This is a genomic window from Pseudomonas sp. PDM13, from assembly GCF_025685765.1.
GTDB classification, from domain to species: Bacteria; Pseudomonadota; Gammaproteobacteria; order Pseudomonadales; family Pseudomonadaceae; genus Metapseudomonas; species Metapseudomonas solani.
This window is the reverse complement of sequence record NZ_JAOTQU010000027.1, coordinates 1-18155: the sequence shown is the minus strand read 5'-3', so window position 1 is coordinate 18155 and position 18155 is coordinate 1. Positions and strand designations below refer to the sequence as shown.

Genomic DNA, 18155 nt, shown 5'->3' with positions numbered 1-18155 from the left:
CTTTGCCTGCGGGGCTGGCAGCGCTAATTTTCCGAGCCTTCCATCCGTTTTCCATGGACGACCGAGCCTTGAACGCTCGTTGCCCACGTGCACGGAAGAAGACCGATGAATGCAGAAGACTCCCTGAAACTCGCGCGCCGCTTTATCGAGCTGCCCCTGGAGAAACGCAGGATTTTCCTCGCCAGCCTGCGCCAGGAAGGCATCGATTTCTCGGTGTTCCCGATTCCGTCGGGGGTGGAGTCCGTTGAGCGCGACAAGCTGTCCTATGCCCAGCAGCGCATGTGGTTCCTCTGGCACCTGGACCCGCAAAGCGGTGCCTACAACCTGCCGGCGGCCGTGCGCCTGACCGGGCCGCTGGACGAGGCCGCCCTGGAAGCCGCCTTCGCCAGCCTGGTGGCGCGCCACGAGACGCTGCGCACGGTCTTCCGGCCAACCGAGGATGACAGCCTGCGCCTGGTCGCCTTCGACGCCCCGCTGGTCATCGAGCGTGACGATCTCAGTGCGCTGCCCAGCGCCGAGCGCGAGGTGGAGGTCGCCCGACAGGCGCAGGAGCAATCCCTGCAACCCTTCGATCTGGCCAATGGACCGCTGCTGCGGGTGCGCCTGCTGCGGCTGGCGGAGCGTGAACACGTCCTGCTGCTGACCCTGCACCACATCGTCTCCGATGGCTGGTCGATGGGCGTGCTGATCGAGGAATTCTGCCGGCTCTACGACGCTCACGAGCAGGGGCGGGAGCCCGAGCTGGCGCCGCTGCCGGTGCAGTACCGCGACTATGCGCTGTGGCAACGGCAATGGCTGGAGGCGGGCGAGCAGGAGCGCCAGCTCGGCTACTGGCTCGCGCAGCTGGGCGACGAGCACCCGGTGATGGAGCTGCCCACCGACCATCCACGCCCGGCGCTGCCGAGCTACCAGGGGCTGCGCCATGAGCTGGCCCTGGAGCCGGCGCTGTCGGAGCAGCTGCGCGAGCTGGCCAGGCAGCACGGGGTGACACTGTTCATGCTGCTGCTGGGCAGCTTCAACGTCCTCTTGCACCGCTACACCGGGCAGACCGACCTGCGCATCGGCGTGCCCATCGCCAACCGCAACCGCAGCGAGATCGAAGGGCTGATCGGCTTCTTCGTCAACACCCAGGTGCTGCGCATCCGCCTGGACGGCCGCACCTCCCTGGGAGACCTGCTGCGCGACATCAAGGAGACCGCTCTCGGCGCCCAGGCCCACCAGGACCTGCCTTTCGAGCGCCTGGTGGAGGCGCTGAAGCTGGAACGCAGCCTCAGCTACAACCCGCTGTTCCAGGTCATGTACAACCACCAGCCCGACGTGGCGGATGTCACCACCCTCAAGGTGGGAAGCGGACTGGAACTGGGCGTGATCGACTGGGAGAGCCGGACCACCCAGTTCGACCTGAGCCTGGACACCTTCGAGAAGGCGGGCCGCCTGCATGCCTCCTTCACCTACGCGAGCGACCTGTTCGACGCCTCCACCATCGAGCGCCTTGCGCAGCATTGGGCCAACCTGCTGCACGGCATGGTGCGGAACCCGCAACAGAGCGTCGGCGAGCTGCCGTTGCTGGCCGAGCCCGAGTACCGCCAACTGGTGGAGGGCTGGGGGTGCCACGAGCAGGCCCAGCCCGTCACGCAGTGCGTCCATGGGCTGTTCGAGGTACAGGCCGCCCGTGATCCGGAGGCGCTGGCGCTGGTCTGCGAGGGCCAGCGGCTGACCTACGGCCAGCTGAACAACCGTGCCAACCGCCTGGCCCATGTGCTGGTGGAGCGGGGCGTAGGGCCCGAAGTACTGGTCGGTGTCGCGGTGGACCGCAGCCTGGAGCTGGTGGTCGCGATTCTTGCCGTGCTCAAGGCCGGCGGCGGCTATGTACCGCTGGACCCGCAATACCCCCGCGAGCGCCTGGCCGCCATGATCGAGGACAGCGGCTGCCGGCTGCTGTTGACCCAGGCCGCACTGCTCGAGCGCCTGCCGATCCCCGATACGCTGCCGACCCTGTGCCTGGACCACGAAGACGCCGGGGCACATGCCGCCGGCGACAACCTCCCGCCGCGTGCGAGCCTCGGCAACCTGGCCTACGTGATGTTCACCTCGGGCTCCACCGGCCGGCCCAAAGGCGTGGCCATCAGCCACGGCGCCCTGGCCGGGCACGCCCATGCGGCGGTGCACTACTACCGCCTGGAACGCGGCGACTGCGTGCTGCAGTTCGCCACCTTCAACTTCGACGCCTTCGCCGAGCAGCTGTACGGGCCGCTGATCCATGGTGCATCGGTGGTCATGCGAGGCACCGAGGTGTGGGACAGCGAGACGCTGTACCGGCAGATCCTCGAACAGCGCATCGCCGTCATGGACCTGACCACTGCCTACTGGAACATGATGGCCAAGGAGTTCGCCGCAGCCGGGCCGCGCGACTACGGCGTGCTGCGCCAGGTGCACAGCGGCGGTGAAGCCATGCCGCCGGAAGGGGTGCAGGCCTGGCGCCAGGCCGGGCTCGAACAGGTACGGCTGCTCAACACCTACGGGCCGACCGAGGCGACCGTCACCGCCACCACCTTCGACTGCAGCGACTATGTCGAGGGCCGCCAGGCGCTGCCGCTGGTCCTGCCGATCGGTCGCGCCTTGCCCGGGCGCAGCACCTACCTGTTGGATGGCAACGGCCAGCCGGTACCCGTGGGTGTGGTGGGCGAACTGATGATCGGGGGCGAGCTGCTCGCCCGAGGTTACTTCCAGCGCCCCGGCCTCACCGCCGAGCGCTTCATCCCCGACCCGTTCTCCACCACCGGTGGCCGTCTGTACCGCACCGGTGACCTGGCGCGCTTCAACGAGGCCGGCGTCATCGAGTACGTCGGCCGTGTCGACCATCAGGTGAAGATCCGTGGCTTCCGCATCGAACTGGGCGAGATCGAGGCGCGCCTGCTGGAGCTGGACACCGTCGGCGATGCCACGGTACAGGCCGTGCAGGGCGAATCGGCGCTGCAACTGGTGGCCTATGTCGTGGCGGCGGACAAGGCCCTGGCCCAGGCGCCTGGCGATGCCCAGCACGACGTGCGCGAGGGCATCCGGGAGCAGCTGCGCGGCAGCCTGCCGGACTACATGGTGCCGGCGCATATCCTGTTCCTCGATGCGCTGCCCCTGAGCCCCAACGGCAAGCTGGACCGCAAGGCCCTGCCGCTGCCGGATGCGAGCCAGCTGCAACAGGCCTACGTGGCACCGCGCAGCGAGCTGGAGCAGCGCATCGCCGGTCTCTGGCAGGACGTGCTCAAGCTGGAGCGGGTCGGCCTGACCGACAACTTCTTCGAGCTGGGCGGCGACTCGATCGTCTCCATCCAGCTGGTCAACCGGGCCCGCCAGGCCGGTATCGCATTCACCTCGCGCGATCTGTTCCAGCACCAGACCGTCCAGGCCCTGGCCGCCGTGGCCCGCCTCGGCGAGGCCGGGCAGGGCATCGACCAGGGGCCGGTCACCGGTGAGCTGCCCTTGCTGCCGATCCAGCACGGGTTCTTCGACGAGGCCATCCCCGACCGGCACCACTGGAACCAGGCGCTGCTGCTGCGCCCGCTCGAGCCGCTGCAGGCTGCCGCGCTGGAGCAGGCGCTGCACGCCGTGGTCGTGCATCACGATGCGCTGCGCACGCGCTTCGAACAGCGCGGCGAGGCCTGGCGGGCGGAACTGGCCGGCCTTGCTGCCGGCCTGCCGACCCTGCTCTGGGTGCGTGGCGACGTGGCGGATGACGACCTGCAAGCGCTGTGCACCGATGCACAGCGCAGCCTCGACCTGCGTGACGGGCCGCTGCTCCGCGCGGTGCTGGCCACCCTGCAGGACGGCACCCAGCGCCTGTTGCTCGCCGTGCACCACCTGGTGGTCGACGGCGTGTCCTGGCGCATCCTGCTGGAAGACCTGCAGCGGGCCTACCAGCAAAGTGCCCAGGGCGAGCGACCGTCCCTGCCGGCCAAGACCAGCGCCTACAAGAGCTGGGCCGAGCAGCTGCAGGGTTACGCCCAGAGCGAGACGGCCAGGCGCGAGCTGGGGTACTGGACCGCCCAGTTCGAGGGTGTGACCACCGAACTGCCGTGCCGCAACCCGGAAGGCGGCCTGCAAAGCCGCCACGCGCGGGTGGTACGCAGCCGGCTGGACCGGACGCGCACCCGGCAGCTGCTGCAGCAGGCCCCCGCGGCCTACCGCACCCAGGTCAACGACCTGCTGCTCACCGCCCTGGCCAGGGTCGTGGGCCAATGGGCGGGGCAGGAGCATGTCCTGATCCAGCTGGAAGGGCATGGCCGCGAAGACCTGTTCGACGGCATCGACCTCAGCCGCAGCGTCGGCTGGTTCACCAGCCTGTTCCCGGTACGCCTGAGCCCGGTTCCGGGCCTTGCGGACACCCTCAAGCGGGTCAAGGAGCAGCTGCGGGCCATCCCCAACAAGGGCATCGGCTTCGGCATCCTGCGTCATCTCGGGCAGGCGGCGGACCGCGAGGCGCTGGCACGGTTGCCGCAGCCGCGCATCACCTTCAACTACCTGGGACAGTTCGACGGCAGCTTCGACAGCCGCGAGGGCGCGCTGCTGGTGCCCGCCGGCGAGCGTGCCGGGGCCGAACAGAGCGCGGATGCGCCCCTGGACAACTGGCTGGGCGTGGAAGGGCAGGTCTACGACGGCGAGCTCGAACTGCGCTGGACCTTCAGCCAGGACATGTTCGACGAAACCGACATCCGCCAACTGGCGGACGGCTACGGCCTGGAGCTGCAAGCCCTGGTCGAGCACTGCTGCCAGGCAGACGCAGCGGGCCTCACGCCCTCGGATGTCCCCCTGGCCGGCCTGGACCAGGCCCAGCTGGACTCGCTCGGGCTGCCCGCCCAGGCGGTGGAAGACATCTACCCGCTGTCGCCCATGCAGCAGGGCCTGCTGTTCCACAGCCTCTACGAGCAGGGGGATGGCACCTACATCAACCAGTTGAGCGTGGACGTCGACGGGCTGGACCCGCAGCGCTTCCGCGACGCCTGGCAGGCGGCAGTGGACAGCCACGACATCCTGCGCACGTCCTTCCTCTGGCAGGGCGACCTGCCCCATCAGCTGCAGGTGCTCCACCGCCAGGTGAGCCTGCCTTTCTTGGAGCTGGACTGGCGTGGCCGTCGCGATATCGACGTGGCGCTGGCGCGTTTCCTCGAAGAGGACCGGGCACGTGGCTTCGACCTGGCGCAACCGGGCCTGCTGCGCCTGGCGCTGATCCGCACGAGCGACGAGCGCCACCACCTGGTGTTCACCAACCATCACATCCTGCTGGACGGCTGGAGCAGCTCGCAGCTGCTCGGTGAGGTCCTGCAGCGCTACAGCGGAGAGGCGCCTGCCCCCGTCGTCGGCCGTTACCGTGACTACATCCGCTGGCTGCAACAGCAGGATGCGGTGCGTGACGAAGGCTTCTGGAAGCAGCAGGTCGCCGAGCTGCAGGAGCCCACCTTGCTCGCCCAGGCCAGTGTCCAGCCCCAGGACCTGCTGGAGGCGGGCGGGCACCGCCTGCTCGATGTCGCGCTGGACCCGCAGCGCACCCAGCGCCTGAACGCGTTCGCCCGCCAGCAGAAGGTCACGGTCAACACCCTGGTGCAGGCCGCCTGGCTGTTGCTGCTGCAGCGCCACACCGGCGCCGAGTCGGTGGCCTTCGGTACCACGGTGGCCGGGCGCCCGGCCGAGGTGGCAGGCATCGAGCAGCAGGTCGGCCTGTTCATCAACACCCTGCCGGTGGTCGCCGGCTCCCGGCCGGACCAGCGCGTGGCCGACTGGCTGCAAGCGGTGCAGGAGAAGAACCTCGCGTTGCGGGAGTTCGAGCACACGCCGCTGGCCAGCATCCAGCGCTGGGCCGGGCAGGGCGGTGAGGCCCTGTTCGACAACATCCTGGTCTTCGAGAACTACCCGATCGCCGAAGCACTCCGCCAGGGCGGGACGCTCGGGGTGCGTTTCGGCGCAGTCGGCAACTTCGACCAGACCCACTACCCCCTGAGCGTCGGTGTGACCCTGGGAGAAACACTGGCCCTGCACTGCAGTTATGCGCCCGCCCGTTTCTCCGAGGCGGCCGTCGCCCGCGTTGCCGGGCAACTGCTGCACCTGCTGCAGGAATTCTGCGTATCGGCCGAGCGCCGGCTGGGCGAAATCGCCCTGGTCACCCCTGAGCAACGGGCGCGGCTGCAGCAGCAGAACCTGCCGCAACCCTATGCGGTCGAGACGCCGGTGCACCGGCGTTTCGCCGAGCTCGCCGCAACGCAGGGGCAACGTACCGCGGTGATCTTCGCCGGGCAGCGCTTCAGCTACGCCGAGGTGGAGGGCCGCGCCAACCAGCTGGCCCACGAGCTGGTGGCCCAGGGCATCGGGCCGGAAGTCCGGGTCGGCGTCGCGCTGCCCCGTGGCGATGGCCTGATCGTCGCCCTGCTGGCGGTGCTCAAGGCCGGGGGCGCCTACGTGCCGCTGGACAGCAGCTACCCGCGCGAGCGGCTGGCCTACCTGATGAAGGATTCCGGGCTCGCGTTGCTGCTGAGCGACTCGCAGCTGCTGCCCGCGCTGCCCGTGGACGCCGACCTCAAGGTGCTGGAACTCGACCGCCTCGACCTATCGCGGCACCCGCGCCAGGCCCCGGAGGTACAGGTCGACCCGCACCACCTGGCCTACGTGATCTACACCTCCGGCTCCACCGGCCAGCCGAAGGGCGTATGCGTCGCCCATGGCCCGCTGAGCATGCACTGCCAGGCGATCGGCGAGCGTTACGAGATGCGCGCCGACGACTGCGAATTCCACTTCATGTCCTTCGCCTTCGACGGCGCGCACGAGCGCTGGCTCACCAGCCTGACCCACGGCGGCTCGCTGCTGATCCGCGATGACAGCCTCTGGACCCCGGAGCAGACCTACCGCGCGATGCAGGCCGAAGGCGTGACCGTGGCGGCATTCCCGCCCGTGTACCTGCAGCAACTGGCCGAGCACGCCGAGCGCGAGGGCAACCCGCCCCGGGTGAGGATCTACTGCTTCGGCGGCGACGCGGTGCCCAATGCCAGCTTCGAGCGGGTGAAACGGGCGCTGGACCCCGATTTCATCATCAACGGCTATGGCCCGACCGAAACCGTGGTCACCCCGCTGATCTGGAAGGCCGGGCGGGACCAGCAATGCGGCGCGGCCTATGCCCCCATCGGCAGCCGCATCGGCGATCGCAGCACCTATGTGCTGGACGCCGACCTCAACCCCGTGCCCCAGGGCATGACCGGCGAGCTCTACCTGGGTGGTAGCGGCCTGGCGCGCGGCTACCTGAACCGCCCGGGCCTGACCGCCGAGCGCTTCGTCGCCGACCCCTTCGGCAGCGCGGGCGGCCTGCTCTACCGCACCGGCGACCGGGTGCGCCAGCGTGCCGATGGCACCTTCGACTACCTGGAACGCATCGACAACCAGGTGAAGATCCGCGGCTTCCGCATCGAGCTGGGCGAGATCGAGGCGAGCCTGCAGGCCCTGGAGGGCGTGCGCGAGGCGGTGGTGGTGGCCCAGGAAGGCGAGGCCGGAAGCGGCAAGCGCCTGGTGGGCTACGTCGTCGCCAGCGACGACGCGGCCGGCTTCATCGAGGGCCTGCGCGAGCAGCTCAAGGCCAGCCTGCCGGCGCATATGGTGCCGTCCCACCTGATGCGCCTGGAGCGCCTGCCGCTGACACCCAACGGCAAGCTCGACCGGAAGAACCTGCCACGCCCGGACATCAGCCAGCTGCAGCAGGCCTACGTGGCCCCGCAGAGCGAGCTGCAACGGCAGCTGGCGCGGATCTGGGAAGAGGTGCTCAAGCTGGAGCAGGTCGGCCTGAACGACAACTTCTTCGAGCTCGGCGGTGATTCGATCATCTCCATCCAGGTGGTCAGCCGCGCGCGTCAGCTGGGCATCCGCCTTACCCCGAAAGACCTGTTCCAGCACCAGACCATCCAGGCGCTCGCCGGCGTGGCGCGCCAGGGCGAAGCGACCCTGACCATCGACCAGGGGCCGGTGCGCGGCGAGTCGCCGTTGCTGCCGGTGCAGCGGATGTTCTTCGACAACGACATCCCCCAGCGCCATCACTGGAACCAGTCGGTGATGCTCAAGCCGACCCGCCCGCTGCAGCCGGAGGCGCTCGAGCAGGCCCTGCAACGCCTGGTGGAGCACCATGACGGGCTGCGCCTGTCCTTCAGCGAAACCGAGGCGGGCTGGACGGCCCGCTACCAGGAGCCGCAGGCCCAGGGCGAAGCGCTGCTGCAGCAGGCCCGGGTCGCCGACGCCCAGGCGCTGCATGAACTGGGCAACGCCGTGCAGCGCAGCCTGAGCCTGCAACAGGGCCCCTTGCTGCGTGCACTCCTGGCCACCCTCGATGACGGCAGCCAGCGCCTGCTGCTGGTCATCCATCACCTGGTGGTGGACGGCGTGTCGTGGCGCATCCTGTTCGAAGACCTGCAGCTCGCCTATCGCCGCATCGAAGGTGGCCAGGCGGTCGCGCTGCCGGCCAAGACCAGCTCCACCAGGGACTGGGCCGAGCAGTTGCAGGCCCATGCCCGGAGCACCGCCATGCAGGCGGAACTGGGTTACTGGCAGGCGCAGCTGCAGGGCGCCTCCGTGTCCCTGCCGTGCGACCACCCGCAAGGGGCCCTGACCCACCGCAGCGCCGTGGCGGTCCGTCGCCGCCTGGATGCCGGGCTGACCCGCCGCCTGCTGCAGGAGGCCCCGGCGGCCTATCGCACCCAGGTCAACGACCTGCTGCTGACGGCGCTGGCCCGTACCATCGCCCGCTGGACCGGTGAAGCGAACGTACTGGTCCAGCTCGAAGGGCACGGACGTGAGGACCTGTTCGACGCCATCGACCTGACCCGTACCCTAGGCTGGTTCACCAGCGTGTTCCCGGCCCGGCTGAGCGCCGAGGGGGACCTCGGGGCCGCGCTCAAGGGCATCAAGGAACAGCTGCGGGCGATTCCCAACAAGGGCATCGGCTTCGGCGTGCTGGCCCACCTGGGAGAGCCCCAGGCCCGCGCCGCGCTGGGCCAGTTGCCCGTGCCGCGCTTGACCTTCAACTACCTGGGGCAGTTCGACGGCAGCTTCGATGAGGCCGATGCCGCCCTGTTCGCCCCGACCGCGGAGTCGGGTGGCGAGGAAGTCGACCTGGAGGGGCCGCTGGGCAACCAGCTGGCCCTGGACAGCCAGGTATTCGGCGGCGAGCTGGACCTCAGCTGGACCTTCAGCAGCGCGCTGTTCGAGGTCGCCACCATCGAGCGCCTGGCCGATGACTACCAGAGCGAGCTGCGTGCGCTGATCGAGCATTGCTGCAGCGCCGCGAACCAGGGCGTGACCCCGTCCGACTTCCCCCTGGCCCGTCTGACCCAGGCCCAGCTCGACGCGCTGCCGGTGGCCGCTGCGGCCATCGACGACCTCTACCCGCTGTCACCGATGCAGCAGGGCATGCTGTTCCACTCGCTGTTCGAGCAGGCCCGCGGCAACTACGTCAACCAGACCCGCCTCGACATCGAGGGGCTGGAGCCTGCGCGCTTCCGTGCGGCCTGGCAGGCAGTACTGGACCGTCACGACATCCTGCGCACCGGGTTCTTCTGGCAGGGCGATCTCGAACAGCCGGTGCAGCTGGTCTACCGCCAGCTCGACATCCCCTTCAGCCTGCTGGACTGGCGTGACCAGGCCGGCATGGAGGTGGCGCTCGATACCCTGGCCGAGGAAGAGCGCGCCCGTGGCTTCGAGCTGGACCAGGCGCCGCTGATGCGCCTGGTCCTAGTGCGCAGCGGCGATGATCGCCACCACCTGATCTACACCAACCATCACATCCTCATGGACGGCTGGAGCAGCGCCCAGCTGTTCGCCGAGGTGCTGCAGCACTACGGCCAGGGCACGCTGCCTTCGGTCCCGGGCCGCTACGGCGACTACATCGCCTGGCTGCAGCGCCAGGACGCGGCCGCTGCAGAAGCCTTCTGGAGCCGCCAACTGAGCGTGCTGGACGAGCCCGTGCGCCTGGCATCGGTCTTCCCGAGGCCGGATGCCCACGACGCGACGGCCGCCCATGGCTTGCATGGCATCCAGCTGGATGCCGGGCAGACCCGCCAGCTCGGCGCGTTTGCGCGGGCCGCCAAGGTCACCGTCAACACCCTGGTACAGGCCGCCTGGCTGCTGCTCCTGCAGCGCCATACCGGCAAGGCGGGCGTGGTCTTCGGCGCCACCGTCGCCGGCCGCCCGGCGGACCTGCCCGGCAGCGAGCAGCAGATCGGCCTGTTCATCAACACCCTGCCGGTTGTCGCCAGCCCGCGCGGCGAACAGCGGCTGGTCGACTGGCTGCAGGCGCTGCAGGCCCAGAACCTGGCGCTGCGCGAGTTCGAGCACACCCCGCTGTTCGATATCCAGCGCTGGGCCGGGCAGGGCGGCGAAGCCCTGTTCGACAACATCCTGGTGTTCGAGAACTACCCGATCGCCGAGGCCCTGGAGCAGAGCGCTGCCCATGGGGTGCGTTTCGGCGCCGTGGACAGCCAGGAGCAGACCAACTACCCGCTGACCCTGATGGTCAGCCTCGGCGAATGCCTCTCGGTGCAGTTCAGCTACCAGCGCGAAGCCTTCGCCCATGACGCCATCGAGCAACTGGGTCGCCACCTGGGCCGCCTGCTGCAGCAGATGCCCGACGCCGCCGAACAGCCGCTGGGCGAGCTGAGGCTGCTGGATGCGGCCGCGCACGAGCGTGTGGTCAGCGCGTGGAACGCCACCGCCGCCGACTACCCGCAGGCGCCCTGCATGCACCAGCTGTTCGAGGCCCGGGCTCGCGCCACGCCTGACGCCATCGCCCTGCACTTCGACGGGCAGGCACTGAGCTACGGCCAGCTCAACCGCCAGGCCAACCACCTCGCACACCGGCTCATCGGGCTCGGCGTGCTGCCGGACCAACTCGTCGGCATCGCCCTGGAGCGTGGCGTCGAGATGGTGATCGGCCTGCTGGCCATCCTCAAGGCCGGCGGCGCCTACGTGCCGCTCGACCCGCAATATCCCCAGGACCGCCTCGCGCACATGGTGGAGGACAGCGGCCTGCAACTGCTGCTGACCCAGCCGGCCCTGGCCGGGCAGTTCGCCCTGCCGGCCGGCGTGCGCACGCTGCTGGTGGAGCCGGCGGCCAGCCTGGAGGAAAGCCAGGTCGACCCGCAGGTCGCGGTCGGTGGCGAGCACCTGTGCTACGCCATCTACACCTCCGGCTCCACCGGCAAGCCCAAGGGCGTGATGGTGCGCCACCAGGCCCTGGTCAACTTCGTCGCCAGCATGGTGCTGGAGCCCGGCATCGAGGCGGCCGATCGCGTGCTATCGCTGACCACCTTCTCCTTCGACATCTTCGGGCTGGAACTCTATGGCCCGCTGTTCCAGGGCGCCTGCGTGGTGCTGGCGGACCGGCACAGCGCCCATGACCCGGAGCGCCTGTTGCAGCTCATCGAGCAGCAGCGGGTCAGCGTCATCCAGGCCACGCCGTCCACCTGGCGCATGCTGCTGGACCACCCCCGCGCCGCGATCCTGGCCGGCCGCACCTTCCTCTGCGGAGGCGAAGCCCTGGCCGATGACCTGGCCCAGCGCATGCTGGCCCTGGGCGCTGCCGTGTGGAACCTCTATGGCCCCACCGAGACCACCATCTGGTCGGCGGTCCACCGGCTGGCCCCGGAGCAGCCGCAACCCTGGCTGGGGCGGCCGATCGCCAACACTTCGCTGTTCATTCTCGACGGTGATTTCGCGCCGAACCCGGCGGGGGTGATCGGCGAGCTGTACATCGGTGGCGATGGCCTGGCCCGTGGCTACCATGACCGCCCGGCGCTGACCGCCGAACGCTTCCTGCCGGACCCGTTCGGCAACGGCACCCGCCTGTACCGCACCGGGGACCTGGCCAGGCACCGGACCGACGGCGTGATCGAGTACCTCGGCCGCGTCGACCACCAGGTGAAGATCCGTGGCTTCCGCATCGAGCTGGGCGAGATCGAGGCGCAACTGCTCGCCCACCCGCTGATCCGCGAGGCGGCGGTCGTCGCCCAGGAAGGCCCCCTGGGCAGCCAGCTGGTGGCCTACCTGGTGCCCCACGAGGCTCTGGAGGTGGCGGAGCTGCGCAGCCAGCTCAAGGCGGCCCTGGCGTCGGCGCTGCCCGACTACATGATCCCCGCCCATTGGCTGGTGCTCGAACGCTTCCCCCTCACGCCCAACGGCAAGCTCGACCGCAAGAGCCTGCCCAGGCCGGACGGCAACCAGCTGCTACGAGCCTACGTGGCGCCCGAGGGCGAGCTGGAGCTGCGCGTGGCCGACATCTGGCGGGACGTGCTCAAGCTGGAGCGCGTCGGCCGCGACGACAACTTCTTCGAACTCGGTGGGCATTCACTGTTGGCGACCCAAGCGACCGCACGGCTACAGATGGAGCAGGGGGCTGCCGTGCCCCTCGACCTGCTTTTCAGAACCTCATCCCTGTCCGAATACGCGCAGCAGCTGGCGGAACACCTGACGCCTCACTCCAGCGACGACCTGAATGAGATGCACGACTTTCTCGCTGACCTGGAGGCCCTCTGACATGACCCCGCTCGACAACCTCTCCCTGGTCCAGCGTTTCATCCGCCTGCCGCTGGCACAGCGCCAGGCCTTCCTGGACAAACTGCGCAGCAAGAACATGAGCTTCTCGGCGCTGCCGATACCGGTGACGCGCCACGAGTTCCCCTCGCTGGAGCTGTCCTACGCCCAGGAGCGCCAATGGTTCCTCTGGCGCCTGGACCCCGAGAGCGCCGCCTACAACATGCCCACCGCCCTGAGGCTGCGGGGTGCCCTGGATATCGAGGCGCTGCAACGCAGCGTCGACGGCCTGCTCGAGCGCCACGAGGTCCTGCGCACGGTGTTCGTCGAGGACGGGCAGGGCCTGCGCCAGGTGGTGGTCGAGGCCGGCAGCCTGGCGATCGAGGTCCAGGCCCTCGAAGGCGCTGTCGACGAGGGGGCGATCAAGGCGTTCGTCGATGACGAAGTCGCCCGCCCGTTCGACCTGCAGCGGGGCCCGCTGGTGCGGCTGAAGCTGCTGAGGCTGGCCCAGGACGACCATGTACTGGTCCTCACCCTGCACCACATCGTTTCCGACGGCGCCTCCTCGCAGGTGATGGTCGAGGACCTGATCGAGCTCTATCTCGCCCATGCCAGCGGTCGAGCGGCGGCGCTGGCGCCGCTGCCGATCCAGTATGCGGACTACGCGATCTGGCAGCGGAAGTGGATGGAAGCCGGCGAGCAGCAACGCCAGCTGGCTTACTGGACCGAACGGCTGGGCGATGCCGGCAGCGTGCTGTCGCTGCCCGCCGACCGTGCCCGGCCGCTGGTCCAGAGCCACCGCGGTGCACGCCTGGACCTGCAGCTGGAAACCGTGCTGGCCTCGGCGTTGCGCGAACTGGCCCAGCGCCAGGGGCTGACCCTGTTCATGGTGCTGCTGGCATCGTTCCAGGCCCTGCTGCACCGCTACAGCGGGCAGGCGGACATCCGCGTCGGCGTGCCGATCGCCAACCGCAACCGCGTGGAGACCGAACGCCTGATCGGCTTCTTCGTCAACACCCAGGTGCTGGATGCGGATATCCGCGGCGACATGCCCTTCACCGATCTGCTGGCGCAGGTCAAACAGGCCGCCCTGGGTGCGCAGGCGCATCAGGACCTGCCGTTCGAACAGGTGGTGCAGGCCCTGGCCCCCGAGCGTCAGCTCAGCCATGGCCCGTTGTTCCAGGTGATGTTCAACCACCAGACCGATGCGGCGGGCCAAGCCCTGCAACTGCCGGGGCTGCGGGTGGAGAGCCTGGACTGGAGCTCCCACACCGCCCAGTTCGACCTGACCCTGGACACCCTGGAAGCAGCTGGAGAACTCACCGCCTCGCTGACCTACGCCACCGACCTGTTCGATGCGGGTACCGTCTCGCGCCTGGCCGACCATTGGCTCAACCTGCTGCGCGGCATCGTTGCCGACCCGCAGTGCCGCGTTGGCGAACTGCCCCTGCTCGATGCCGAGGAGCGCCAGGCGAACCTGCAGCAGTGGAACCCGGCGGCCCGTGATTTCGACGTGACCCAATGCGCCCACCAGCGCATCGCCGAGCAGGCGCGCCTGCGCCCGGAGGCCATCGCCCTGCGCTTCGAGGCGCAGACCCTGAGCTATGGCGAACTCGATACCTGGGCCAACCGCCTGGCTCACCAGTTGATCGAGCGCGGCGTCGGCCCAGATGTGCGGGTGGGCTTGGCCACCGAGCGTGGCCTGGAAATGGTGGTGGGCCTGCTGGCGATCCTCAAGGCCGGTGGCGCCTATGTGCCCCTGGACCCGAGCTACCCCGAGGACCGCCTGGCCTACATGATCGAGGACAGCGGCATCCGCCTGCTGCTGACCCAGCCAGCCTTGCTGCAAAGCCTGCCGATCCCGGCGGCGGTGGCTGCGCTGATGCTGGATGGCGCGACGGGCTACCCCGAGCACGATCCGCAGGTGACGATGTCGCCGGCCAACCTGGCCTATGTGATCTACACCTCCGGCTCCACCGGCAAGCCGAAAGGCACGTTGCTGCCCCACAGCAACATCATGCGGCTGTTCCAGGCCACTGAAGGCTGGTTCGACTTCGGCCCCCAGGACGTCTGGTCGCTGTTCCATTCCTATGCCTTCGATTTCTCGGTGTGGGAGATCTTCGGCGCGCTGCTCTACGGCGGCGAGCTGGTAATCGTGCCCCACGACGTGAGCCGTTCGCCGCAGGACTTCCATGCCCTGCTGGTGAACACCGGTGTCACCGTGCTCAACCAGACGCCCTCGGCCTTCAAGCCGCTGATGCAGGTGGCGTGCGCCGATTCGCGCCCCTTGGCACTGCGCTATGTGGTGTTCGGTGGCGAGGCCCTGGACGTTCACAGCCTGCGCCCCTGGTTCGAACGCTTCGGCGACACCGCGCCGCAGCTGATCAACATGTACGGCATCACCGAGACCACGGTGCACGTCACCTACCGACCGCTGTCCCTGGCGGACCTGAAACATGACGCCAGCAGCCCCATCGGCGAGCCGATCCCGGACCTGTCCTGGTACCTGCTCGACGGCGAACTCAACCCCGTGCCCCGTGGCTGCATCGGTGAGCTCTACGTGGGCCGTGCCGGCCTGGCGCGGGGCTACCTGAACCGGGGCGACCTGACCGCACAGCGTTTCATCCCCGATCCCTTCGGCGAGCCGGGTGCGCGCCTGTACCGCACCGGCGACCTGGCCCAGTACCGCAGCGACGGCGTCATCCAGTACGTGGGGCGCATCGATCACCAGGTGAAGATCCGTGGTTTCCGTATCGAGCTGGGCGAGATCGAGGCGCGCCTTGCCGCACTGGATGCCGTGCGCGAGGCCGTGGTGCTGGCCCATGAAGGGCCGACCGGCACCCAGCTGGTGGGCTACGTGTTGCCAACGGACCTCGTGGAGGATGTCGCAGCACTGCGTGACGCCCTGAAAACCGAGCTGAAGGCCGAGCTGCCGGACTACATGGTGCCGACGCACCTGCTGTTCGTGGAGCACTGGCCGCTGACCGCCAACGGCAAGTTGGACCGCAAGGCGCTGCCGCAACCGGACGCGAGCCAGGTGCAGCAGCACTACGTGGCGCCGCAGAGCGAGCTGGAGCAGCGCCTGGCGGTGATCTGGCAGGACGTGCTGAAGCTGGAGCGGGTAGGGCTCAACGACAACTTCTTCGAGCTGGGCGGGCACTCGTTGCTGGCCACCCAGATGGTGTCGCGGATTCGCCAGGAGCTGGGGCTCGACCTGCAGCTTCGCCAGCTGTTCGAGAATGCCGACTTCAAGGCCTGCGTGAAGGTGCTGGAGCAATCCGCAGGTGTGCAGACCCTGTCCATTCCACGGGTGGATCGCGGGCAGAGCCTGCCGCTGTCCTATGCCCAGCAGCGCCAGTGGTTCCTCTGGCAGATGGAGCCGGGCAGCGCCGCCTACCACATTCCTGCAGCGCTACGGATCGAGGGCGAGCTCGACATCGAGGCATTGCAATGGGCCTTCGCGGGCCTGGTGCAGCGTCACGAAAGCCTGCGCACCACCTTCGTCCAGAGCGATGGGCAGGCCCGTCAACTGATCCACCCTGACCTGCCGCTGGTGCTGTCGCCCGACGTGGAAGAGGGCGCGGACGAGGCGTACATCCGCGCCTTCGTGCAGAAGCAGGTCAGCGAACCCTTCGACCTCGAGAAGGGCCCGCTGCTGCGGGTCGGCCTGCTGCGCATAGCACCGCAGGAGCATGTGATGGTGCTGACCCAGCACCACATCGTCTCCGATGGCTGGTCGATGCAGCTGCTGGTGCAGGAGCTGATGGAAGGCTATGGGGCCCATGGCCAGGGCCTGGCAGTGCGTCAGGACGCCTTGCCCATCCAGTACGCGGACTATGCCGCCTGGCAACGCCAGTGGATGGAGGCGGGCGAGCGCGAACGCCAGCTGGCCTACTGGACCGCCGCCCTGGGCGACGAGCACCCGTTGCTGGAGCTGCCCACCGACCGCCCACGCCCGGCCCAGCAGAGTTTTGCCGGTGCCCGCCTGGCCATCGAGCTGCCGCCGGCATTGGCCGGGCAACTCGCCCAGCTGGCGCAGCGCGAGGGCGTGACCCTGTTCATGGTGCTGCTGGCATCGTTCCAGGCGCTGCTGCACCGCTACAGCGGGCAGGCGGACATCCGCGTCGGCGTGCCGATCGCCAACCGCAACCGCGTGGAGACCGAACGCCTGATCGGTTTCTTCGTCAACACCCAGGTGCTCAGGGCCCAGGTCGATGGGCAATCGCGCTTCGCCGATCTGCTCGGGCAGGCCCGGGATGCGGCGCTGGGCGCGGAAGCGCACCAGGACCTGCCCTTCGAACAGCTGGTGGATGCCCTGCGCCCGGAGCGCAGCCTGAGCCACAGCCCACTGTTCCAGGTGCTCTACAACCACCAGAGCGCCGGTCGTGAGGCGCTGCCGTCCCTTCCCGGGTTGACGCTGAAAGCGCAGGACTGGGACAGCCACACCGCCCAGTTCGACCTGACCCTGGACACCCTGGAAGCAGCCGGCGAACTCACCGCCTCGCTGACCTACGCCACCGACCTGTTCGATGCGGGCACCGTCTCGCGCCTGGCCGACCATTGGCTCAACCTGCTGCGCGGCATCGTTGCCGACCCGCAGTGCCGCGTTGGCGAACTGCCCCTGCTCGATGCCGAGGAGCGCCAGGCGAACCTGCAGCAGTGGAACCCGGCGGCCCGTGATTTCGACGTCACCCAGTGCGCCCACCAGTGCATCGCCGAGCAGGCACGCCTGCGCCCGGAGGCCATTGCCCTGCGCTTCGAGGCACAGACCCTGAGCTATGGCGAGCTCGATGCCTGGGCCAACCGCCTGGCTCACCAACTGATCGAGCGCGGCGTGGGCCCGGATGTGCGAGTGGGCCTCGCTGTCGAACGCAGCCTGGAGATGGTGGTGGGCCTGTTGGCGATCCTCAAGGCCGGTGGCGCCTACGTGCCCCTGGACCCGAGCTACCCCGAGGACCGCCTGGCCTACATGATCGAGGACAGCGGCATCCGCCTGCTGCTGACCCAGCCAGCCTTGCTGCAAAGCCTGCCGATCCCGGCGGCGGTGGCTGCGCTGATGCTGGATGGCGCGACGGGCTACCCCGAGCACGATCCGCAGGTGACGATGTCGCCGGCCAACCTGGCCTATGTGATCTACACCTCCGGCTCCACCGGCAAGCCGAAAGGCACGTTGCTGCCCCACAGCAACATCATGCGGCTGTTCCAGGCCACTGAAGGCTGGTTCGACTTCGGCCCCCAGGACGTCTGGTCGCTGTTCCATTCCTATGCCTTCGATTTCTCGGTCTGGGAAATCTTTGGCGCGCTGCTGTACGGCGGCGAGCTGGTAATCGTGCCCCACGATGTGAGCCGCTCGCCGCAGGACTTCCACGCGCTGCTGGTGAGCACCGGCGTCACCGTGCTGAACCAGACGCCTTCAGCCTTCAAGTCGCTGATGCAGACCGCCTGCGCCGCCCAGGATGAGCTGGCGCTGCGTTACGTGGTGTTCGGTGGCGAGGCCCTGGACGTGCACAGCCTGCGCCTCTGGTTCGAACGTTTCGGAGATACCGCGCCGCAACTGATCAACATGTACGGCATCACCGAGACCACGGTGCACGTCACCTACCGACCGC

The 18155-nt window shown here is 68.9% G+C and carries 2 protein-coding genes; both read left to right on the top strand.

Features of this window, described 5'->3' with window-relative positions:
* The first annotated feature begins 105 nt into the window (after positions 1–105).
* The gene (locus OEJ36_RS24285) at positions 106–12549 is read left to right on the top strand and encodes a non-ribosomal peptide synthase/polyketide synthase (protein WP_263403698.1); all 12444 of its coding nucleotides are present in this window, start codon (positions 106–108) and stop codon (positions 12547–12549) included.
* A 1-nt stretch (position 12550) separates the two neighbouring features.
* Positions 12551–18155, top strand: a 5605-nt coding sequence (locus tag OEJ36_RS24280; RefSeq protein ID WP_317891601.1) for a non-ribosomal peptide synthetase, incomplete at its 3' end; no start/stop codon positions are given.